At 66.8% G+C, this 16,080-nt stretch carries 17 protein-coding genes; 9 read left to right on the top strand and 8 right to left on the bottom strand.

Annotated elements, in window-relative coordinates:
* Positions 1–2: 2 nt before the first annotated feature.
* Both D6M19_RS09620 and D6M19_RS09615 read right to left on the bottom strand, forming a co-directional pair.
* Entirely contained in the window at positions 3–1,166 is a 1,164-nt protein-coding gene (locus tag D6M19_RS09620) for an acyl-CoA dehydrogenase family protein (RefSeq protein WP_164478408.1), read from the bottom strand.
* Positions 1,159–2,349, bottom strand: coding sequence for an acyl-CoA dehydrogenase family protein (locus D6M19_RS09615; RefSeq protein ID WP_123024963.1), 1,191 nt, complete (start codon positions 2,347–2,349; stop codon positions 1,159–1,161). Before D6M19_RS09615 ends, D6M19_RS09620 begins: the two co-directional genes overlap by 8 nt.
* A gap of 150 nt (positions 2,350–2,499) precedes the next feature.
* On the opposite strand from D6M19_RS09615, the gene D6M19_RS09610 reads away from it, so the two are divergent.
* From D6M19_RS09610 to D6M19_RS09600, 3 genes are read left to right on the top strand one after another with little or no spacing between them, the layout of a single operon-like run.
* Positions 2,500–3,720: a PP2C family protein-serine/threonine phosphatase gene (locus D6M19_RS09610; RefSeq protein WP_123024962.1), complete on the top strand. Its 1,221-nt coding sequence runs from the start codon at positions 2,500–2,502 to the stop codon at positions 3,718–3,720.
* Positions 3,717–5,342, top strand: a complete 1,626-nt coding sequence (locus tag D6M19_RS09605; RefSeq protein WP_123024961.1) for a sensor histidine kinase — start codon at positions 3,717–3,719, stop codon at positions 5,340–5,342. The genes D6M19_RS09610 and D6M19_RS09605 overlap by 4 nt, the downstream gene beginning before the upstream one ends.
* Positions 5,339–5,779, top strand: a complete 441-nt coding sequence (locus D6M19_RS09600; RefSeq protein WP_123024960.1) for a response regulator — start codon at positions 5,339–5,341, stop codon at positions 5,777–5,779. Before D6M19_RS09605 ends, D6M19_RS09600 begins: the two co-directional genes overlap by 4 nt.
* 6 nt (positions 5,780–5,785) lie before the next feature.
* Here the strand turns inward: D6M19_RS09600 and D6M19_RS09595 are convergent, their stop codons facing one another.
* Together D6M19_RS09595 and D6M19_RS09590 are read right to left on the bottom strand one after the other, a co-directional pair.
* Positions 5,786–6,238 (bottom strand): ATP-binding protein, encoded by a 453-nt coding sequence (locus tag D6M19_RS09595; RefSeq protein WP_123024959.1) that lies wholly within the window; start codon positions 6,236–6,238, stop codon positions 5,786–5,788.
* Positions 6,239–6,286: 48 nt separating this feature from the next.
* Complete coding sequence (locus tag D6M19_RS09590) at positions 6,287–6,646, bottom strand: STAS domain-containing protein (RefSeq protein WP_123025052.1); 360 nt, start codon at positions 6,644–6,646, stop codon at positions 6,287–6,289.
* Positions 6,647–6,743: 97 nt separating this feature from the next.
* On the opposite strand from D6M19_RS09590, the gene D6M19_RS09585 reads away from it, so the two are divergent.
* Positions 6,744–7,175, top strand: coding sequence for a PPOX class F420-dependent oxidoreductase (locus D6M19_RS09585; RefSeq protein WP_123024958.1), 432 nt, complete (start codon positions 6,744–6,746; stop codon positions 7,173–7,175).
* Here the strand turns inward: D6M19_RS09585 and lipE are convergent.
* Positions 7,154–8,419 carry a lipase LipE gene (gene lipE / locus D6M19_RS09580; RefSeq protein ID WP_123024957.1) on the bottom strand — a complete coding sequence of 422 codons (1,266 nt, stop codon included), beginning with the start codon at positions 8,417–8,419 and terminating at the stop codon, positions 7,154–7,156. The genes D6M19_RS09585 and lipE overlap by 22 nt on opposite strands.
* Positions 8,416–8,901, bottom strand: a complete 486-nt coding sequence (locus tag D6M19_RS09575; protein WP_123024956.1) for a peroxynitrite isomerase — start codon at positions 8,899–8,901, stop codon at positions 8,416–8,418. The genes lipE and D6M19_RS09575 overlap by 4 nt, the downstream gene beginning before the upstream one ends.
* Positions 8,902–8,923: 22 nt before the next feature.
* On the opposite strand from D6M19_RS09575, the gene D6M19_RS09570 reads away from it, so the two are divergent.
* The 3 genes from D6M19_RS09570 (at position 8,924) to D6M19_RS09560 (ending at position 12,547) form a co-directional block, all read left to right on the top strand.
* Positions 8,924–9,694 carry a beta-phosphoglucomutase family hydrolase gene (locus D6M19_RS09570; protein WP_123024955.1) on the top strand — a complete coding sequence of 257 codons (771 nt, stop codon included), beginning with the start codon at positions 8,924–8,926 and terminating at the stop codon, positions 9,692–9,694.
* Positions 9,694–12,051: a glycoside hydrolase family 65 protein gene (locus D6M19_RS09565; RefSeq protein ID WP_123024954.1), complete on the top strand. Its 2,358-nt coding sequence runs from the start codon at positions 9,694–9,696 to the stop codon at positions 12,049–12,051. Before D6M19_RS09570 ends, D6M19_RS09565 begins: the two co-directional genes overlap by 1 nt.
* 100 nt (positions 12,052–12,151) lie before the next feature.
* Entirely contained in the window at positions 12,152–12,547 is a 396-nt protein-coding gene (locus D6M19_RS09560) for a hypothetical protein (protein WP_234834788.1), read from the top strand.
* 60 nt (positions 12,548–12,607) lie between these two features.
* On the opposite strand, the gene D6M19_RS09555 is transcribed toward D6M19_RS09560, so the two are convergent.
* Positions 12,608–13,009, bottom strand: coding sequence for a heme-binding protein (locus D6M19_RS09555; RefSeq protein ID WP_123024953.1), 402 nt, complete (start codon positions 13,007–13,009; stop codon positions 12,608–12,610).
* Positions 13,010–13,274: 265 nt separating this feature from the next.
* Positions 13,275–13,853, bottom strand: coding sequence for a TetR/AcrR family transcriptional regulator (locus tag D6M19_RS09550; protein ID WP_123024952.1), 579 nt, complete (start codon positions 13,851–13,853; stop codon positions 13,275–13,277).
* A gap of 95 nt (positions 13,854–13,948) precedes the next feature.
* Between D6M19_RS09550 and D6M19_RS09545 the strand changes: the two genes are divergently transcribed.
* Positions 13,949–14,785: a mycofactocin-coupled SDR family oxidoreductase gene (locus D6M19_RS09545; RefSeq protein ID WP_123024951.1), complete on the top strand. Its 837-nt coding sequence runs from the start codon at positions 13,949–13,951 to the stop codon at positions 14,783–14,785.
* A gap of 10 nt (positions 14,786–14,795) precedes the next feature.
* Positions 14,796–15,998, top strand: coding sequence for a cytochrome P450 (locus D6M19_RS09540; RefSeq protein ID WP_123024950.1), 1,203 nt, complete (start codon positions 14,796–14,798; stop codon positions 15,996–15,998).
* Positions 15,999–16,080 lie beyond the last annotated feature (82 nt).

Raw genomic sequence — 16,080 nt, 5'->3', positions numbered from 1 at the left:
AGCTAGGCCGGGGTGCCGTCGGCGACCCGGGGAGCCCGGCCCGCCGCGGAGCTGTCGAGGTTGTCCAACACCAGCTCGGCGACCCGTGACCTGTGCTGTTCGGCGCTTCCCAGCAGGGCCGCGTCGGTGCTGGCCCGCTTGAAGTACAGGTGCGCCTGGTGCTCCCAGGTGAACCCGATTCCGCCGTGCACCTGGATGGTGTCCGCCGCGATCCGGCTGAGCGCCGCCGAGGCCGTCGCCTGCGCGATGCTCGCGGCCAGCGCAGGATCGTCGGAGCCGTCCGACAATGCCCACACCGCGTGATAGGCCGACGACCGCGCGTGCTCGAGGTCGACGAGCAGATCGGCCAGCTTGTGCTTGACGGCCTGAAACGATCCGATCTGCCTGCCGAACTGCAGCCGCGACTTCGCATACTCGACCGACAGGTCCAGCAGATGCTGGCCCGCGCCGACCTGCTCGACAGCCAGCAGCGCCGAACCGACCTGCAGTGCGTGGGTGATGACGCGGTCCGCCTCGTCCGGACCCGCCACCAGACGACCACGCGCGCCGGACAGCGCGACGGTGGCCTGCGGCCTGGTCAGGTCCAGCGTGACGAGGGCGGTGCGGTGCACCTCCGGCGCCTCGGCGTCGACGGCGTAAAGGGCGACTCCGCCGGCACCGCGCGCGGCCACGAGCAGATCGTCGGCTGTACCCGCGTCGACGACCCGCTCGACGGTGCCGGTGAGTGCATCGCCGTCAGCGGTGACCGTGACCGATGCGGCGTCGAAGGCTCCCGCCCGGTCCGCGACGGCGAACGCCGCGGTGCGCCGACCTTCCACCAGGTCGGCCAACAACTGGTCGCGCGCTTCGCCCGCCGAGGCGGCCACCAGCGCGGGGATCGCCAGGAACACGGTGCCGAACAACGGTCCGCACGCCAGCGCGGAGCCGAGTTCCTCGACCGCGACGGCCTGGTCGACAAGTGTGCCGCCGACACCGCCGTCGGCTTCCGGCACGGACAGCCCGAGCACGCCGAGCTCGGCGCCGAGCCGTGCCCACACCTTGGCGTCGAACGGCGGATCGGAATCCATCAGGGTCCGCACCGTCTGCTCGTCGTAGTTCTCGCTGCAGAACTTGCGCACGGCGGCGCGCAGCTGGTTCTGCTCGTCGGTGAAGGCGAACTCAGCCACGGGGAATCTCCTTCCATGCCATTCCCGCATCGGCACGCAGATCACCCGGCAGGCCGAGGACCCGCTCGCCGAGGATGTTGCGCATCACCTCGGACGTGCCGCCTTCGATTGTGTTGGCGCGGCTGCGTAGGAATCGCTGCTGCACCGGACCACGCCAGTCCGCGCCGTCGCCCGCGCCGTCGCTCATGCCGTAGCCGTGGTACAGAATCCCCTCCGGCCCAAGGAGATCCATGCACCACTGGTAAATGTGCTGATTCAGTTCCGCGCCTACCAACTTGCCGATGGAGCCCTCGGGGCCCGGTCCGCCAACGGTCGCCGCGGCACGTGAGCGCTCGGACGTCAGACGCTGGGCCTCGGAGCGCAGCCAGAGCTGGGTGAGCCGGTCCCGCAGTACCGGGGTCTGCAGATCCGGCCGCGACGCCCACAGCGAAACAGCGTCGGCGATCGTGCCCGCACCCCGCCTGCTGCCGCTGGCGCCGAGCGCGCTTCGCTCGTTCATCAGCGTCGTCATCGCGACCCGCCAGCCGTCACCGACGCCGCCGAGCCGGTGCGTGTCGGGGATGCGGGCGTCGGTCATGTACACCTCGTTGAACTCCGCCTGCCCGGTCATCTGTCGTAGCGGGCGGGTCTCGACGCCCGGCCCGTGCATGTCGATCACGAAGTAGGTCAGGCCCTTGTGCTTGGCGATGTCGGGGTTGGTGCGGGCGAGCAGCAGACCCCACCGCGCGCGGTGCGCGAGGCTGGTCCACACCTTCTGGCCGTTGATGATCCACTCGTCGCCGTCGGGCACCGCCGAGGTCGCCAAACCGGCCAGGTCCGAACCGGCGCCCGGCTCCGAGAACAGCTGACACCAGATGTCTTCCGTGGTCGCCAGCGGACGCAGCAGCTGCCGCTTGACGTCGTCGGACTGGGCGTGCTCGCGCACGGTCGGCGCCGCCATCCCGTATCCCATCGGGTTCAGCCCGAGCGGCACCGGACCGCCCGCCCCCGCAAGGATGCCGTCGGCGACGGCCTGCAAGCCGCGCGACACCCCCAGTCCGCCGAGGCCCTCCGGGAAATGCACCCAGGACAGCCCCGCGTCATAACAGGCGCCGAGAAACTCGGGAATGGGGACGGATTTCGGGTCGTGGTCGGCCACGACCTTGCTGGCGAGATCGGCGACCCGATCAGCGTCGGTGCTCATCCAGCCACGATAGGAAACGTCGCGGCGCAGGCGAAGGCCGGGTGGACCAGTGTGCGGCAGCGCGGCGGTAGCGTGGGTATTGTCTAGGCGTTGTCACTGAAGCAGAGGGTCGCGCGACCGGGTGACGTTACGTAAAGGACGTGATCACCCATGCGCGCGCCGCTTGAGCCGTATACCAAGTCTGTGCCGGACCCGGCCACGGTCCGTACTGCGGGCGGGCGACGGCTGTCGGTATTGCTCGTAGAGGACGACCGCGGCGACGCCCTGCTGGTGGAAGAGCTCATCGCCGATGCGGCCGCCGACATCGACTGCGCTTGGGCTCAGTCGCTGTCGGAGGCCGAACGCGAACTGTCCGTGACGCGGCCCGACTGCGTGCTGCTGGATCTCAACCTTCCCGACGCCGACGGCATGGCCGCGCTCGAGCGCATCAGGAATGCCGACGCCAACTTGCCGATCGTCGTCCTTACCGGGTTCTCCGATGAGCATTTTGGCGTCTCGGCGGTCGCCTCCGGCGCGCAGGACTACCTGGTCAAGGGTCGCGTCGAACCCGAGATGCTCAGGCGCGCAGTGCTTTACGCGATCGAGCGCAAGCGCGCCGAGATCACGGCGGTGGAGCTGCACGCCAGCCAGCTTCGCGCCATGGAGAACGCCCGCCTCGAGCGTGGACTTTCGCCGTCGCCGCTGCTGCTGGACAACCCAGGCGTCGACATCACCGCGCGATACGTGCCCAGCCGGGAGAACACCCTGCTCGGCGGCGATTTCTACGACTTCGTCCAGACGCCGGACCGGACGGTGCACGTGATGATCGGCGACGTCGCAGGCCACGGCCCCGACGAAGCCGCGCTCGGCGTGGCACTGCGCATCGCCTGGCGGGCCCTGACCTTCGCCGGTCTGCGCGGTCCGGATCGGATGCGCGGACTCGACCGGATTCTGCGCACCGAGCGCGCAGGCAAGGGCATATTCGCCACGGTGCTGAGCCTCGCCATTCCACCCGAGGGGCCGGGTTTCCGCGCCGTTCGGGCGGGGCATCCCGGAATGCTGCTGCACGGGCATGGGTCGGTGGAGTGGTTGGAACCCCCGGGCGGCCCCGCGCTCGGTCTGAACTCCGGCGATTGGGACTATCACCACGTGGACTGGCCTGCGGGCACCGGCCTGGTGCTGTTGACCGACGGACTCTTCGAGGGACATTCGGGGCGCGGCAACGAACGACTCGGCGAGGACGGCCTGCTGGAGTTGGCGCGCGAACATGCGGCGTTGCCCGGCGCGGAGTTCGTCGATGCGCTCATCGAAGAGGCCGCAAGACGCGCAGGGGCGCACGGCGGCCTGACCGACGACATCGCGGTGGTCCGCGTGGAGCGCTCCGCGCGATGACGGACCGCCATGCGCGAGCACCTGAAGCCAAGCGCAAACACGGGCGGCGGCTCACCGTGCAGGGATGGCAGAGCCTGGTGCTGTCGGCGATGGGTGTGGTGGTGCTGTTCGGGTTGGTTGCCGGCGGCCTGCTGATGTACCGCACCGACCAACTTTCGCGAGAATTGATCGACAACATTCAACCGGCGCGGGTGCAGGCCTATGCGCTGCAGTCGGCGCTGCGCGACCAGGAGACATCGGTACGCGGCTATGTCATCACCGCGGACAAGCAGTTTCTCGAGCCGTACTACGCGGGCCAAGCCGCCGAAAAGCAAGCGGCAGAAAGTATTCGGGAGCGAGTGGGCGCCAATCCCGAACTGATGTCCAATCTGGATGACATCGAACAACGGGCGGACGCGTGGCGGACGTCGTACTCAGAGCCGATCATCGCCGATATCGGCCGCGGCGGCTCCGCTGCCGGGAGCCGCAACCTGACCGATCGCGGGAAGACCGAATTCGACAGTCTCCGAGCACTTTTCGATACTCAGAATGAGAATCTGCGGAAGGCGCGGACCGAGGGGATCACGCAACTCGACAGCATGCGGCAATGGCGCGACAGTTTGGCGATAGCCATGGTGGTGGCGTTCATCGGCCTTGGCGTGGTTCTGTCGCTGCTCGTCCGAAGTGCCGTCACCCGCCCGCTGGCGGCCCTGGCCGCGGCATGCCGTCGCATCACCGAGGGAAACTTCTCCGAACGCATCACGCCGCGCGGGCCACGAGACATCCGTGCGATCGCGGCCGATGTCGAGGACATGAGGCAGCGGATCGTCGATGAACTCGAGGCGTCACGGGCGGCACAGACCGCACTCGACGTTCAGACCGAGGAGCTGCGCCGGTCCAACGCCGAACTCGAGCAGTTCGCCTACGTCGCCTCCCACGATCTGCAGGAGCCGTTGCGCAAGGTCGCATCGTTCTGCCAGCTGCTGGAGAAGCGGTACGGCGATCAGCTCGACGAACGCGGGGCCGAATACATCGGCTTCGCGGTCGACGGCGCCAAACGCATGCAGGCCCTGATCAACGACCTGCTCACCTTCTCCCGGGTCGGGCGGCTGAACTCCACCCACACCGAGGTCGATCTCGAGGAGACGCTCCAGATCGCGCTCGGCAACCTGTCCACGTCGATCGGGGAGGCGAGCGCCGAGATCGACCGGCCCGCCCAGCCGCTTCCGACCGTCGATGGCGACCCGACGCTGCTGACGATGTTGTGGCAGAACCTCATCGGAAACGCGGTGAAGTTCCGCCGAGATGGCGTCGCGCCGCAGATCGTCATCGAGTGTGAGCAGGGCAGCGGCGCTCAAGATGGCGACTGGATATTCAGTGTTTCCGACAACGGTATCGGGATCGCCCCCGAGTTCGCCGACAAGGTCTTCGTCATCTTCCAGCGCCTGCACGTCCGCGAGGTGTACAGCGGGACCGGCATCGGTCTAGCGTTGTGCAAGAAGATCGTCGAGCATCACGGCGGATCCATCTGGGTCGACAAGGACTACAGCCCGGGAACCCGAATTCAGTTCACCCTGTCCGCCACCCCCACGACCGAACCGAATGAGATCCCAACCGCTCTTCTGGAAGGAACACACGAGTGACATCAGCTACTCGAGCCATCGACGTCCTCCTGGTCGAGGACGACCCCGGCGACGAGCTCATCACCCGGGAAGCGTTCGAGCACAACAAGATCAACAACAACCTTCACGTCGCGCACGACGGCGAGGAGGGCCTCGACTTCCTCTACCAGCGGGGTGCGCACGTTGGGGCGCCGCGGCCGGATCTGATTCTGCTCGACCTGAACCTGCCGAAGTACGACGGCAGGCAGCTTCTCGAGCAGATCAAGTCCGACGCCGATCTGTGCCACATCCCGGTAGTGGTGCTGACGACCTCCTCGGCCGAGGAGGACATCCTCAAAAGCTACAAGCTGCACGCCAACGCTTACGTCACCAAGCCGGTCGATCTGGACCAGTTCATGAGTGCGGTCAGGCAGATCGACGAGTTCTTCGTTCAGGTGGTCAAGCTGCCGAAGCCATGAGCGAGGTCAGGTCACCGCGTTCTGCGCTGCGGCGACGTGATTCCACTCCAGGCAGACCCGGGTGCCCGCCGGGGTCGAGTCGATGGTGGCGCGATCGGCCAGTGCGCGCATGAGGGGTATGCCCCTGCCGCGGGAGATGCTTTTCCTCTCGGAGTCCGCGATACGCCAGGCACCCTCATCGGTGACGGTTACGGACAGCACCGCGGTGCGGCTGTCATAGTCAGCCAGCAAATTCATCGCGCCGGGCTGCGGCGCTGTCGTGTAGGCGAACTCGGCCGCGTTTGCCAATGCCTCGTTGACCGCAAGCACCACATCGCTGACCTTCGTCGCATCGAGGGCGAAATGCCGTTTCAACCAGCCGGCGAACGCCTGGCGCATCTGTGCGGCGGATGCGGCATCGGCGAGGACGTTCGTCGGTGCGAACCGTGTCCTCGAGTCGCTTGGCCCGGAATCTTCCATCTCAGGGTTCTGGCTACCCGATAGTTGCCCTTTTAACTCGTCAGAGCATCAACTCGTCAAGGCGCCAAGTGCTTCATCGAGCGTGGCGTATAGGTCGACCACGTCCGTGACGCCGACCAGCTTCAGCGGCCGGCTGGTGGCGGGTCCGTCGGCGACGACCGCGAACCGGATGGCCGGCGAGAGCTCATCCTGGGCGGCGATCAGCACCCCCATACCCGCGGATGCGAGGAACTCGACGTCGCTCATGTCGACGACCACGGCGGTCGGGGAATTCTTGGCGGCCTCGGCTATCGCCTTCTCCAGGTCGGGGGCCGTAAGCATGTCCACCACACCGGCCACCGCCACCACGCTGACGGAATCGATGCGGCGTTCTTCGATCGCGCAGCTACTTGATGCCGCACCGTCCATGCTTACCTCCAGGTCTGTCCGCCCCACCGGCGACAGCACCGCGAGTTTACCGGGCAGTACCGGAATAGCGGACAGATGGTCGCAGGTTGCCCACGGCATGACCGCCTCAGGATTCGACCCCCACACGCTGCTCGCCGAGAGCCGCATCGGTGTGCTCGCGACGATCAAGTCGAACGGACTGCCGCAACTGTCGCCCATCACCCCGTTCTACGACCGCGACGCCGGCGTCATCTATGTATCGATGACCGAAGGCCGGGCCAAGACCGCGAATCTGCGGCGGGACCCGCGGGCCGCTCTCGAAGTCACCAGCCCCGACGGGTGGGCGTGGGCCACCGCGGAAGGCTCGGTGACGCTGACCGGGCCGGGAACCGATCCGGATGGCGTTGAAGTCCAGGCGCTCGTCGACTACTACCGCAGCGCGGCGGGCGAACACCCGGATTGGGACGAGTACCGGTCGGTGATGGTGTCCGACCGCCGGGTGCTGATGGCGTTGACGGTGCGCAAGGTCTACGGCGAGAAGATCCGCTGACGCGCGATCTCGGCGGTGATCCGGTCCATCAGCGCCGGGTAACGCTTGGCCTGCGGGTGACCGCCCGGCTTGCCGCTGCTGATCACCCCGGCGGCGAGACCGCGTTCCGGGTCGGCCCACACCGCGATGTTGGTCAGGCCGGTGTTGCCGAAGGCCGCGGGCGCATTGCGGCCGAACGGCCCGAACCGCTTGTTCCCGAGCATGTAGCCGGTGCCCCAGCGGCGGGGCGCGAGCCCGTCGGCGATGTCGGGGCGGAGGCGGCGGCATTCCTTGGTCGCCGCACGTAGCGTTTCGGGCTGCATCACGCGAACACCGTCGAGTTCACCACCCCGTCGCAGGATCTCTGCGAACCGGGACATCTCGTCTGCCGTGGAGACCAGGTTGGACGACGGCACCACGCCGGTGAGGAACATGGGAGTGTTGCCGAACGGGATGATCTCGCGCATGGTGCCGCCGACAGCGATCTTGAACGCCTTCGCCATCGGTGCGGGCAGCGGCTTACCGGTGTTGTGGCTCGGCGCCACGAGCGGCACATCCTGCTCGGCGACACCGAAGTTCGTCCATCGGAACCCGAGCGGGTCGAGGATCTCGGTGGCGAGTATTTCGCGGATGCCCTTTCCTGTTGCGGCCGAGACGATTTCCCGCACCAACGGCCCCCACGTCACGCCGTGGTAGATGTGCACGAGGCCGGGCCGGTGTATCGGCTTCAGCTCGCCGAGTTTGCGCTGCGCATACTCGGAGTCGTCCATCCGGTCCAGGTTGGGCCGCGGACCGGTGGCGAACGGCACACCTGCGCTGTGGGTGATGACGTGCCGGATCGTGGTGCGGTCCTTGCCGTGGCTGGTGTAGGTGGGGAGGTAGTCGCACACACAGTCGTCCAACGAGAAGGCGCCACGCTCGACGAGCATGTGCACCACCGTCGTCGCGACGAACTTGGCCGCCGACCACGCACAGAACGGTGTATCCGTCGCGACCGCGACCTTCTCCGCGTCGGGTGGGTCGTCGGGGGCGTTGCCCCAGCCGTGGCCGATCGCCCGGTTCAGGACCACCTTCCCGTTGTGCCGCAGGCACACCTGGATGGCCGGATGCATGCCCGCGGCATACCAGTGCCGCGCCGCCTGCCAGATCCGTTCGATCGACGCCGGGTCGATGTCGGAGTGGTCTTCTGTGCCGACGTCGGTGACCGCGTCGAGGTCGGCGGGGACCCGGATTCGTCCGTCTTCGGTGGTAGCGGTAGGGGTCATGCCTGCTTCCTGTGCAGCGTGGCCGTCAGGTGGTCCTGCAGCGGTTGGCCGACAGCGCCCATGCGCACCGTGTAGAAAAGCTCATCGCCGTCGACGCGAATGAACCGGCCAAGCGCCGTCACTTCCTTAGCCGACGCGGTGCGCCCGATCGTCGTCGCGACGAGGTCCATCTCGATCGTCGTGCCCGTCACAGTCAGCGTGCCCTCGTCGATCTCGGTGACACCGGTCGGGTGTGCGAGCACCAACTCCAGCCGCCCCGCCGACGGTACCCGCAGATAGCCGGTCTCCGCGTGCAACGGACGACCATCTTCGACGGCCTTGGTCGCCTGGCTGTAGCGCAGGAACGGCTTGCCGACATGATCGAACGTGACCTCTTCGAAGTACTCGAACGGCGCGATGGTCGGATACTGGCCTGCGCCCTGACCGGCCCAAACACCGAGAAGAGGAGCAAGAGCAGCGACGCCGGGATGCAGATCGGCCATTTAGCCAGTCTATGGTCGGGCGATGGTGGGTACCCCTGCGCGTGTGGCCGAGACGCTGGGTTTACCCGAAGGTGTACATGTCTGCCTGTTCGACCTCGACGGTGTGCTCACCGACACGGCCAGCGTGCACCGCAAAGCATGGAAGGAAATGTTCGACGCCTACCTGAAGGCGCGGGCCGAGCGCAGCGGAGATCAATTCGTCCCCTTTGACATCGACGCCGACTACCAGAGGTATGTAGACGGCAAGAAGCGCGAAGACGGCGTCCGGTCGTTTCTGGACAGCCGCGGCATCAGTCTCCAAGAGGGGAAACCGGACGACGACGCCGAAGCCGAGACGGTGCACGGTCTGGGAAACCGGAAGAATGCGCTGTTTCACCAGACACTGCGAAACGACGGCGTGGCAGTTTTCGAGGGATCCCGCCGCTACCTCGACGCCGTCGCCGCGGCCGGGCTCGCGGTGGCGGTCGTGTCGTCCAGCTCCAACGCCCGCGAGGTGCTCGAGGTCACCGGTCTGGCTTCCTGCGTCAAGGTCCGCGTCGACGGGGACACCATGCGTAAGGAGAACATCGCAGGCAAGCCCGCACCCGACTCGTTCCTTCGTGCCGCCCAACTGCTCGATGCGTCGGCCGCGCAGGCGGCGGTGTTCGAGGACGCGCTCGCAGGGGTGGCCGCGGGCCGGGCTGGCGACTTCGGGCTGGTGGTCGGGGTCGACCGCAACGATCAGGCAGAGGAGTTGCGGCGCAACGGAGCTGACGTCGTCGTGTCGGATCTGGCCGACCTGCTGGAGTCTTGATGATCGACGACGACGCCTTCCCGGTGGAGCCGTGGCATGTCCGCGAGACCAGCCTGGACCTGGACCGGATCGCTCAGACCGAGTCGCTGTTCGCACTCTCGAACGGCCACATCGGGCTGCGCGGAAACCTCGAGGAAGGTGAGCCCCACGGACTGCCTGGCACATACCTGAACGGGTTCTACGAAACCTGGCCCCTGCCGTACGCGGAGACCGGATTCTCCTATCCCGACGAAGGACAGGCGATCGTCGACGTCACCAACGGCAAGATCATCCGGCTGATCGTCGAGGACGAGCCGTTCGACGTTCGCTACGGCGACCTGCACACCCACGAGCGGGAGCTGGACATGCGGGCAGGCACGCTCACCCGCACCGCGAGGTGGACATCCCCGGCAGGCAAACAGGTGGCGGTGCATTCCACTCGGCTGGTTTCGTTGGCGCAGCGCGGGGTTGCCGCCATCGAGTACGTCGTCGAGGCCGTCGACGACTTCGTCCGCGTCACGGTCCAATCGGAATTGGTCACCAACGAGGACCTGCCGGACCGTTCGAAGGATCCGCGGGCGGCCGCCTTGATGTGCAATGTGCTCGCGGCGGTGCGCCACGAAGCCACCGAAAGCGGCGCGGTGCTGGTGCACACGACACGGGAGAGCGGCCTGATGATGGCCGCCGCCATGGAGCATGACGTCGAGGTCCCTGGCCGCGTCGAGGTCAGCACAGATGCGCAGGAGGATCTGGCGCGCACCACCGTGATCTGCGGGCTGCGGCCGGGACAGCAGCTGCGCATCGTCAAGTACCTGGCCTACGGGTGGTCGAGCATGCGGTCGCGGCCCGCGCTGCGCGACCAGGTCGCCGGTGCGATCGCCGGCGCGAAATACGCAGGCTGGCAGGGTCTGCTCGATGCGCAACGTGAGTTCCTCGACGATTTCTGGGACGGTGCGGATGTCGAGGTCGACGGCGATCCCACCTGCCAACAGGCGGTACGGTTCGGCCTCTTTCACGTCCTACAGGCCAGCGCGCGTGCCGAGCGCCGTGCGATCGGCGGCAAGGGGCTGACCGGAAGCGGGTACGACGGCCACGCCTTCTGGGACACCGAGGGCTACGTGTTGCCCGTGCTGACCTACACCGCGCCCGGTGCGGCCGCCGACGCGCTGCGTTGGCGAAGCTCGACGCTCGACCTCGCCCGCGCCCGCGCCGAGGAGCTCGACCTTCGGGGTGCCGCCTTCCCGTGGCGCACCATCCATGGCGAGGAATGCTCGGCGTACTGGCCCGCAGGCACCGCCGCGTGGCATGTGAACGCCGACATCGCGATGGCGTTCGACCGTTATCGGGTCGTCACGGGCGACGACTCGTTGGAGGCCGAGTGTGGCCTCGAGGTGCTCGTCGAGACGGCACGCCTGTGGTTCTCGCTGGGACACCATGACCGGCACGGTGTCTGGCATCTCGACGGCGTCACCGGACCCGACGAGTACAGCGCCCTGGTACGGGACAACGTCTTCACCAACCTGATGGCGATGCACAATCTGCGGACCGCCGCTGACGCGTGCGAGCGGCATCCCGATTCCGCTGGCGCGCTGCGGGTCACCACCGAGGAGATGGCCGGGTGGCGGGACGCGGCCAACGCCGCCAACATCCCCTACGACGAGGATCTGGGCGTCCACGAACAGAGCGACGGCTTCACCACCCTTCGGGAATGGAACTTCACCGGCAACACCACATATCCGCTGTTGCTCCACGAGCCCTACGTGCGGCTGTACCCGTCGCAGGTGATCAAGCAGGCCGACCTGGTGTTGGCGATGCACTGGCGCAGCCATGCGTTCACACCGGAGCAGATGGCGCGCAACCTCGACTACTACGAGCGGCGCACCACCCGAGACTCGTCGCTGTCGGCGTGCACCCAGGCGGTGATGTGCGCGGCCGTGGGTCACCTCGAGCTGGCACACGATTACACATACGAAGCCGCCCTGATCGACCTGCGCGACCTTCACAACAACACCGAGGACGGCCTGCACATGGCGTCGCTCGCCGGGGCGTGGACCGCGTTGGTCGCGGGATTCGGCGGCCTGCGCGACGACGAAGGGATCCTGGCACTCGATCCGCAGCTGCCCGGCGGCATCGACCGGTTACGGTTCCGCCTGCGCTGGCGAGACTTCCGGGTCACCGTCGATGCCGGCCACGGCGAGGTCACCTACACCCTTCGCGACGGGCCCCACTCGACGCTGACCATCCGTCACGCGGGTGAGCCTCTCGAGCTGAGCACGGATTCGCCGTCGACGGTGGCTGTCCGGCGCCGCAAGGCGCTGCTGCCCCCGCCGCCCCAGCCCCCTGGTCGCGAACCGGTCCGGCGGTCCGCGGACCGGTGATGTCGCGTCGGGCTCACGGGAGCGCATTGCGATTTGCAGGCACGCACAGCCGTCGGTGGCGATACCGTTGCAAACGGAGTCACCAAGGAGAGGATCCGGCATGACGGTTCGAATCGGGATGTTCGGTGGCCTTGTGGGCGCCACGCTCGCGGCGGGCACGCTGCTGCCGACGTCGATCCTGTTCGCCGCCAACGCATCTGCGGACTGGTGCTACTCGGCTGATTGTGTGCCGAACGTGGCCAGGAACGTCACCGCGGGTACGCCGTGCGTCCCCCAACCGCGCCGCGCCTTCGCATACGGGCTGGAACCCGCCGGGGGGACGGTCGTGTGCAACGCCGCAGGCGCCTGGGTTTCCGCAGGCCCGCTCATCGGGGTTTACAACGTGACGATGCCGTGCCCGGCGCTCAACCTGTCGGCACAGGGCTCAGATGGGATCGCCCTCCAGTGTCTGGACTTGGCGTACGGCTCCCTGCAGTGGGCCCACCGCGCGGACTAGACGCGAAACCCGCCGCCACAGCGTCGGCTGCAGCGGCGGGTTCTGTCGTAACGCGGTGAACTAGCCGGCCATGAACTCGTCGTAGGCCGACTGCAGGTCTGCGGGCAGCACGGTCACATTGCATTGGCGCTGCTTCTCACCGATCGGCGACAGGATGCCCTTCAGGTCGTAGTACTCGCCCGGGTTGGCGGTGAAGTAGTTCCTGAGGTCGGTCGCGGCCTGTCCACGCGGCTGGTTGAAAGCAGCCGTCACGACCTGGTTGGCAGCCGGGTGGTCGTTCAAATAACCACGAGCCGCACCGAGCGTCGAGCTGGTGGTGCCTGCGACATCGGCTGCGCTGCAGCCCTGCGGCGCAGCGGCGGCGGACGGCGCTGCGATGGTGGCTGCGGCGACCCCGCCGAGCAGCGAACCGACGATCGCGCCGGCCATTTTCCGGCGTACAGTTATGCCACTGAAATTCATGATCAATTGTTCCTTCGAATTGCGATTGCTTTTGTATCCCCGCCCAAATACACGGTAGCCGCATTCGAAAGTGGTCAAACCTGAGCTGCGAACCGGCTGATGACGTCACTAAATGCGTTACAGCCCGTGGGCGTGATGTTCGCCTCAATATCGGCGAATAAGCTAGAGTCCCGGGGGCGAATGCCCGTGCTTTCTCAGAATTCGACGCCGATTCTTAAATGATCGTGATCGCGATAGTGACCGAAACGTTATTCACATCGGTCTTTCAGGACGGCATCTCATACCTGTCGAGTAGACGCTCGACGAACTCTTCCGCCTCGGCGTGGCCGCGGGTGACGCCGAGGCTGCGCTCCAGCACCAGGATCCGGGCGAGGCTGGTCACGATCATCGACATCACGACCGGTGGAAACTGGGCCCTATCGACGCCGTGTGCCCGCAGCGCCAAGGTGACCGCGCTCTCCTCCAGGTCACCGAACCGCGTCGCATAGTCGACGATCTCGCTGCGGATCTCCTTGCGATGGTTGGCCAGCGCCATGAACTCCATCAGCAGCCGCGCGCCGTGCGCGTTGTTGAGCTGCCACAACGCATGCAGTGGTTCGTCGGCCGCCAAGGCTTCACGCTGGCGGACAAGGTTGGCCTCGGCGCCTTCCCGCAACACGGCCAGAAACAGGTCGTCCATGCTCGGGAAGTAGTAGTGCACCAGCGCCGGCTTCACCCCCGCCTTCGCCGCGACCCGCCTCGAGGTCGCGGCGGCATAGCCTTCCTCGAGCATGATTTGGGCAGTTGCTCGGATCAACGCCTGCCGGGTCGCAGAGTCACGCCGTGTCGATTTTGCGGCCGTCATCTGGGTCTTGACCAAGCGCTTCGCCGACTGCTAGACATGGCGTCAGCTTAAATGTTGGGCAGTCGCCCAACAAGAGCCGAAGAACTCGAGGTGTCATGGCCGGACGGGTGCACGGCAAGGTCGCATTCATCACCGGGGCCGCGCGCGGCCAGGGTCGCAGCCACGCGGTACGGCTCGCCGAGGAAGGCGCCGACATCATCGCGGTCGACATCTGCCGCGGGTTCGAAGACTCGACCGCACCTGCGGCCACCCCGGAGGACCTCGCCGAGACCGCGGATCTGGTCAAGAACCTGGATCGCCGGATCGTCACGGCCCAAGTCGACGTACGCGACTTCGCGGCGCTGGCGTCCGCCGTCGACTGCGGCGTCGAGCAGCTCGGGCGGCTCGACATCGTCGTCGCCAACGCAGGCATCGGCACCACGGGCGTGAAGCTGCACAAGATGGCTGAGGACATCTTCGACGAGACCATCGACGTCAACCTCGGCGGTGTGTGGAAGACGGTGAAGGCCGCGGTGCCGCACCTGCTGGCGGGCGGTCGCGGCGGCTCGGTCATCATCACCAGCTCGGTCGGCGGTACTAAGGCCTACCCGCAGGTCGGCCACTACATCGCGGCCAAGCACGGTGTCGTCGGGCTGATGCGCACCTTCGCCGTCGAGCTGGGGCACCGTTCGATCCGGGTCAACACCGTTCATCCCACCCACGTCTGTACTCCGCTGCTGATGAACGAGGCGACCTATCGGTTGTTCCGTCCCGACCTAGAGAACCCCGGACCCGACGACCTCGCGCCGATCTGCCAGTCGTTCCACTTCCTTCCGATTCCTTGGGTGGAGCCGGTCGACATCAGCAACGCGGTGTTGTTCCTGGCCTCCGACGAGGCGCGCTACGTCACCGGTGTCACGCTGCCCGTTGACGCGGGCAGCCTGCTGAAATAGAGGGACCACAATGACGATCACCGACGACGCAGTCGTTTACTACGACCCGTACGACCTCGACATCGCCGCGGACCCGTGGCCGACCTTCGCCAGGTTGCGCGAGGAAGCGCCGCTCTACCACAACGAGCGATACCGGTTCTGGGCGATCTCGCGGCACACCGACGTCGAGAAGGCGATCGCGAACTGGCAGACCTTCTCCAACTCTCGCAGCGACATCCTCGAGCTCGTCAACTCCGACTTCGACATGCCCAAGGGCGTGATGATGTTCGAGGATCCGCCGGTGCACACCATGTTGCGGGGGCTGATGAGCCGGGTGTTCACGCCGCGGCGGATGGCCGAGATCGAGGACCAGATCCGGCGGTTCTGCGTCAATTGCCTTGACCCGCATGTCGGTTCGGACGGCTTCGATATCGTCGCCGAACTCGCGTCGATGATGCCGATGCGGGTGATCGGCATGCTGCTCGGGATTCCGGAATCCGACCAGATCGCGGTCCGCGACGCCAACGACGCCAACCTGCGCACCAAGCCCGGCGCCCCGATGAAGGTGGCCAAGGCCGACAGGATCGCCGACGGCAGCATCTACGCCGACTACGTCGAGTGGCGTTCGCGCAACCCGTCAGACGACCTGATGACGGCGCTGCTGACCATGGAGTTCGACGACGAGAACGGCGTCACCCGCAAGCTGGACCGCAAGGAGATCCTGCACTACACGCAGGTCGTCGCTGGCGCGGGCAACGAGACCACCGGCAGGCTCATCGGCTGGCTCGCCAAGGTGCTCGCCGAGCACCCCGACCAGCGCCGCCAGGTGTACCAGGATCGCTCACTGCTGACCCGCACCGTCGATGAGACCCTTCGCTTCGAGCCGACCGGCCCGCACCTGGCCCGGTATGCCGTCAAGGATTTCCAGATGTACGGCACGACCGTGCCCGCGGGCAGCGCGATCCTGCTTCTCGTCGGTGCCGCCAACCGCGACCCGCGGCGCTACACCGATCCGGAGCTCTTCGACATCCACCGCGACAGCATCAGCCATCTCGCGTTCGGCAAGGGTGTGCACTACTGCCTAGGGGCCAACCTCGCCCGACTGGAGGGCCGGGTGGCCCTCGACGAGTTGTTGAACCGGTGGCCGGAGTGGGGGATCGATTACGACAGCGCCGTGCCCGCGCCGACGTCGACCGTAAGGGGCTGGGAACGACTGCGCATCGTGCTGCCGTGACGCGCCGTCAACGGTAGGGAAACACCCGATATCTCGCACACGCCCACCGCGATAGCGTCTGGACACGGCTCAACCATCTCCG

The sequence above is a fragment of the Mycolicibacterium stellerae genome (genome assembly GCF_003719305.1).
Taxonomy (GTDB): domain Bacteria; phylum Actinomycetota; class Actinomycetes; order Mycobacteriales; family Mycobacteriaceae; genus Mycobacterium; species Mycobacterium stellerae.
Note: the sequence above shows the minus strand (reverse complement) of the source record. Positions and strands in the feature narration are given on the sequence as shown.

Excerpts from the sequence above, each read along its gene's own strand:
- D6M19_RS09615 (WP_123024963.1), bottom strand. The coding sequence starts at position 2,349 with ATGAGCACCGACGCTGATCGGGTCGCCGATCTCGCCAGCAAGGTCGTG.
- D6M19_RS09610 (WP_123024962.1), top strand. The coding sequence starts at position 2,500 with ATGCGCGCGCCGCTTGAGCCGTATACCAAGTCTGTGCCGGACCCGGCC.
- D6M19_RS09605 (WP_123024961.1), top strand. The coding sequence starts at position 3,717 with ATGACGGACCGCCATGCGCGAGCACCTGAAGCCAAGCGCAAACACGGG.
- D6M19_RS09595 (WP_123024959.1), bottom strand. The coding sequence starts at position 6,238 with ATGGAAGATTCCGGGCCAAGCGACTCGAGGACACGGTTCGCACCGACG.
- D6M19_RS09590 (WP_123025052.1), bottom strand. The coding sequence starts at position 6,646 with ATGGACGGTGCGGCATCAAGTAGCTGCGCGATCGAAGAACGCCGCATC.
- D6M19_RS09585 (WP_123024958.1), top strand. The coding sequence starts at position 6,744 with ATGACCGCCTCAGGATTCGACCCCCACACGCTGCTCGCCGAGAGCCGC.
- lipE (WP_123024957.1), bottom strand. The coding sequence starts at position 8,419 with ATGACCCCTACCGCTACCACCGAAGACGGACGAATCCGGGTCCCCGCC.
- D6M19_RS09575 (WP_123024956.1), bottom strand. The coding sequence starts at position 8,901 with ATGGCCGATCTGCATCCCGGCGTCGCTGCTCTTGCTCCTCTTCTCGGT.
- D6M19_RS09570 (WP_123024955.1), top strand. The coding sequence starts at position 8,924 with ATGGTGGGTACCCCTGCGCGTGTGGCCGAGACGCTGGGTTTACCCGAA.
- D6M19_RS09565 (WP_123024954.1), top strand. The coding sequence starts at position 9,694 with ATGATCGACGACGACGCCTTCCCGGTGGAGCCGTGGCATGTCCGCGAG.
- D6M19_RS09560 (WP_234834788.1), top strand. The coding sequence starts at position 12,152 with ATGACGGTTCGAATCGGGATGTTCGGTGGCCTTGTGGGCGCCACGCTC.
- D6M19_RS09555 (WP_123024953.1), bottom strand. The coding sequence starts at position 13,009 with ATGAATTTCAGTGGCATAACTGTACGCCGGAAAATGGCCGGCGCGATC.
- D6M19_RS09550 (WP_123024952.1), bottom strand. The coding sequence starts at position 13,853 with ATGACGGCCGCAAAATCGACACGGCGTGACTCTGCGACCCGGCAGGCG.
- D6M19_RS09545 (WP_123024951.1), top strand. The coding sequence starts at position 13,949 with ATGGCCGGACGGGTGCACGGCAAGGTCGCATTCATCACCGGGGCCGCG.
- D6M19_RS09540 (WP_123024950.1), top strand. The coding sequence starts at position 14,796 with ATGACGATCACCGACGACGCAGTCGTTTACTACGACCCGTACGACCTC.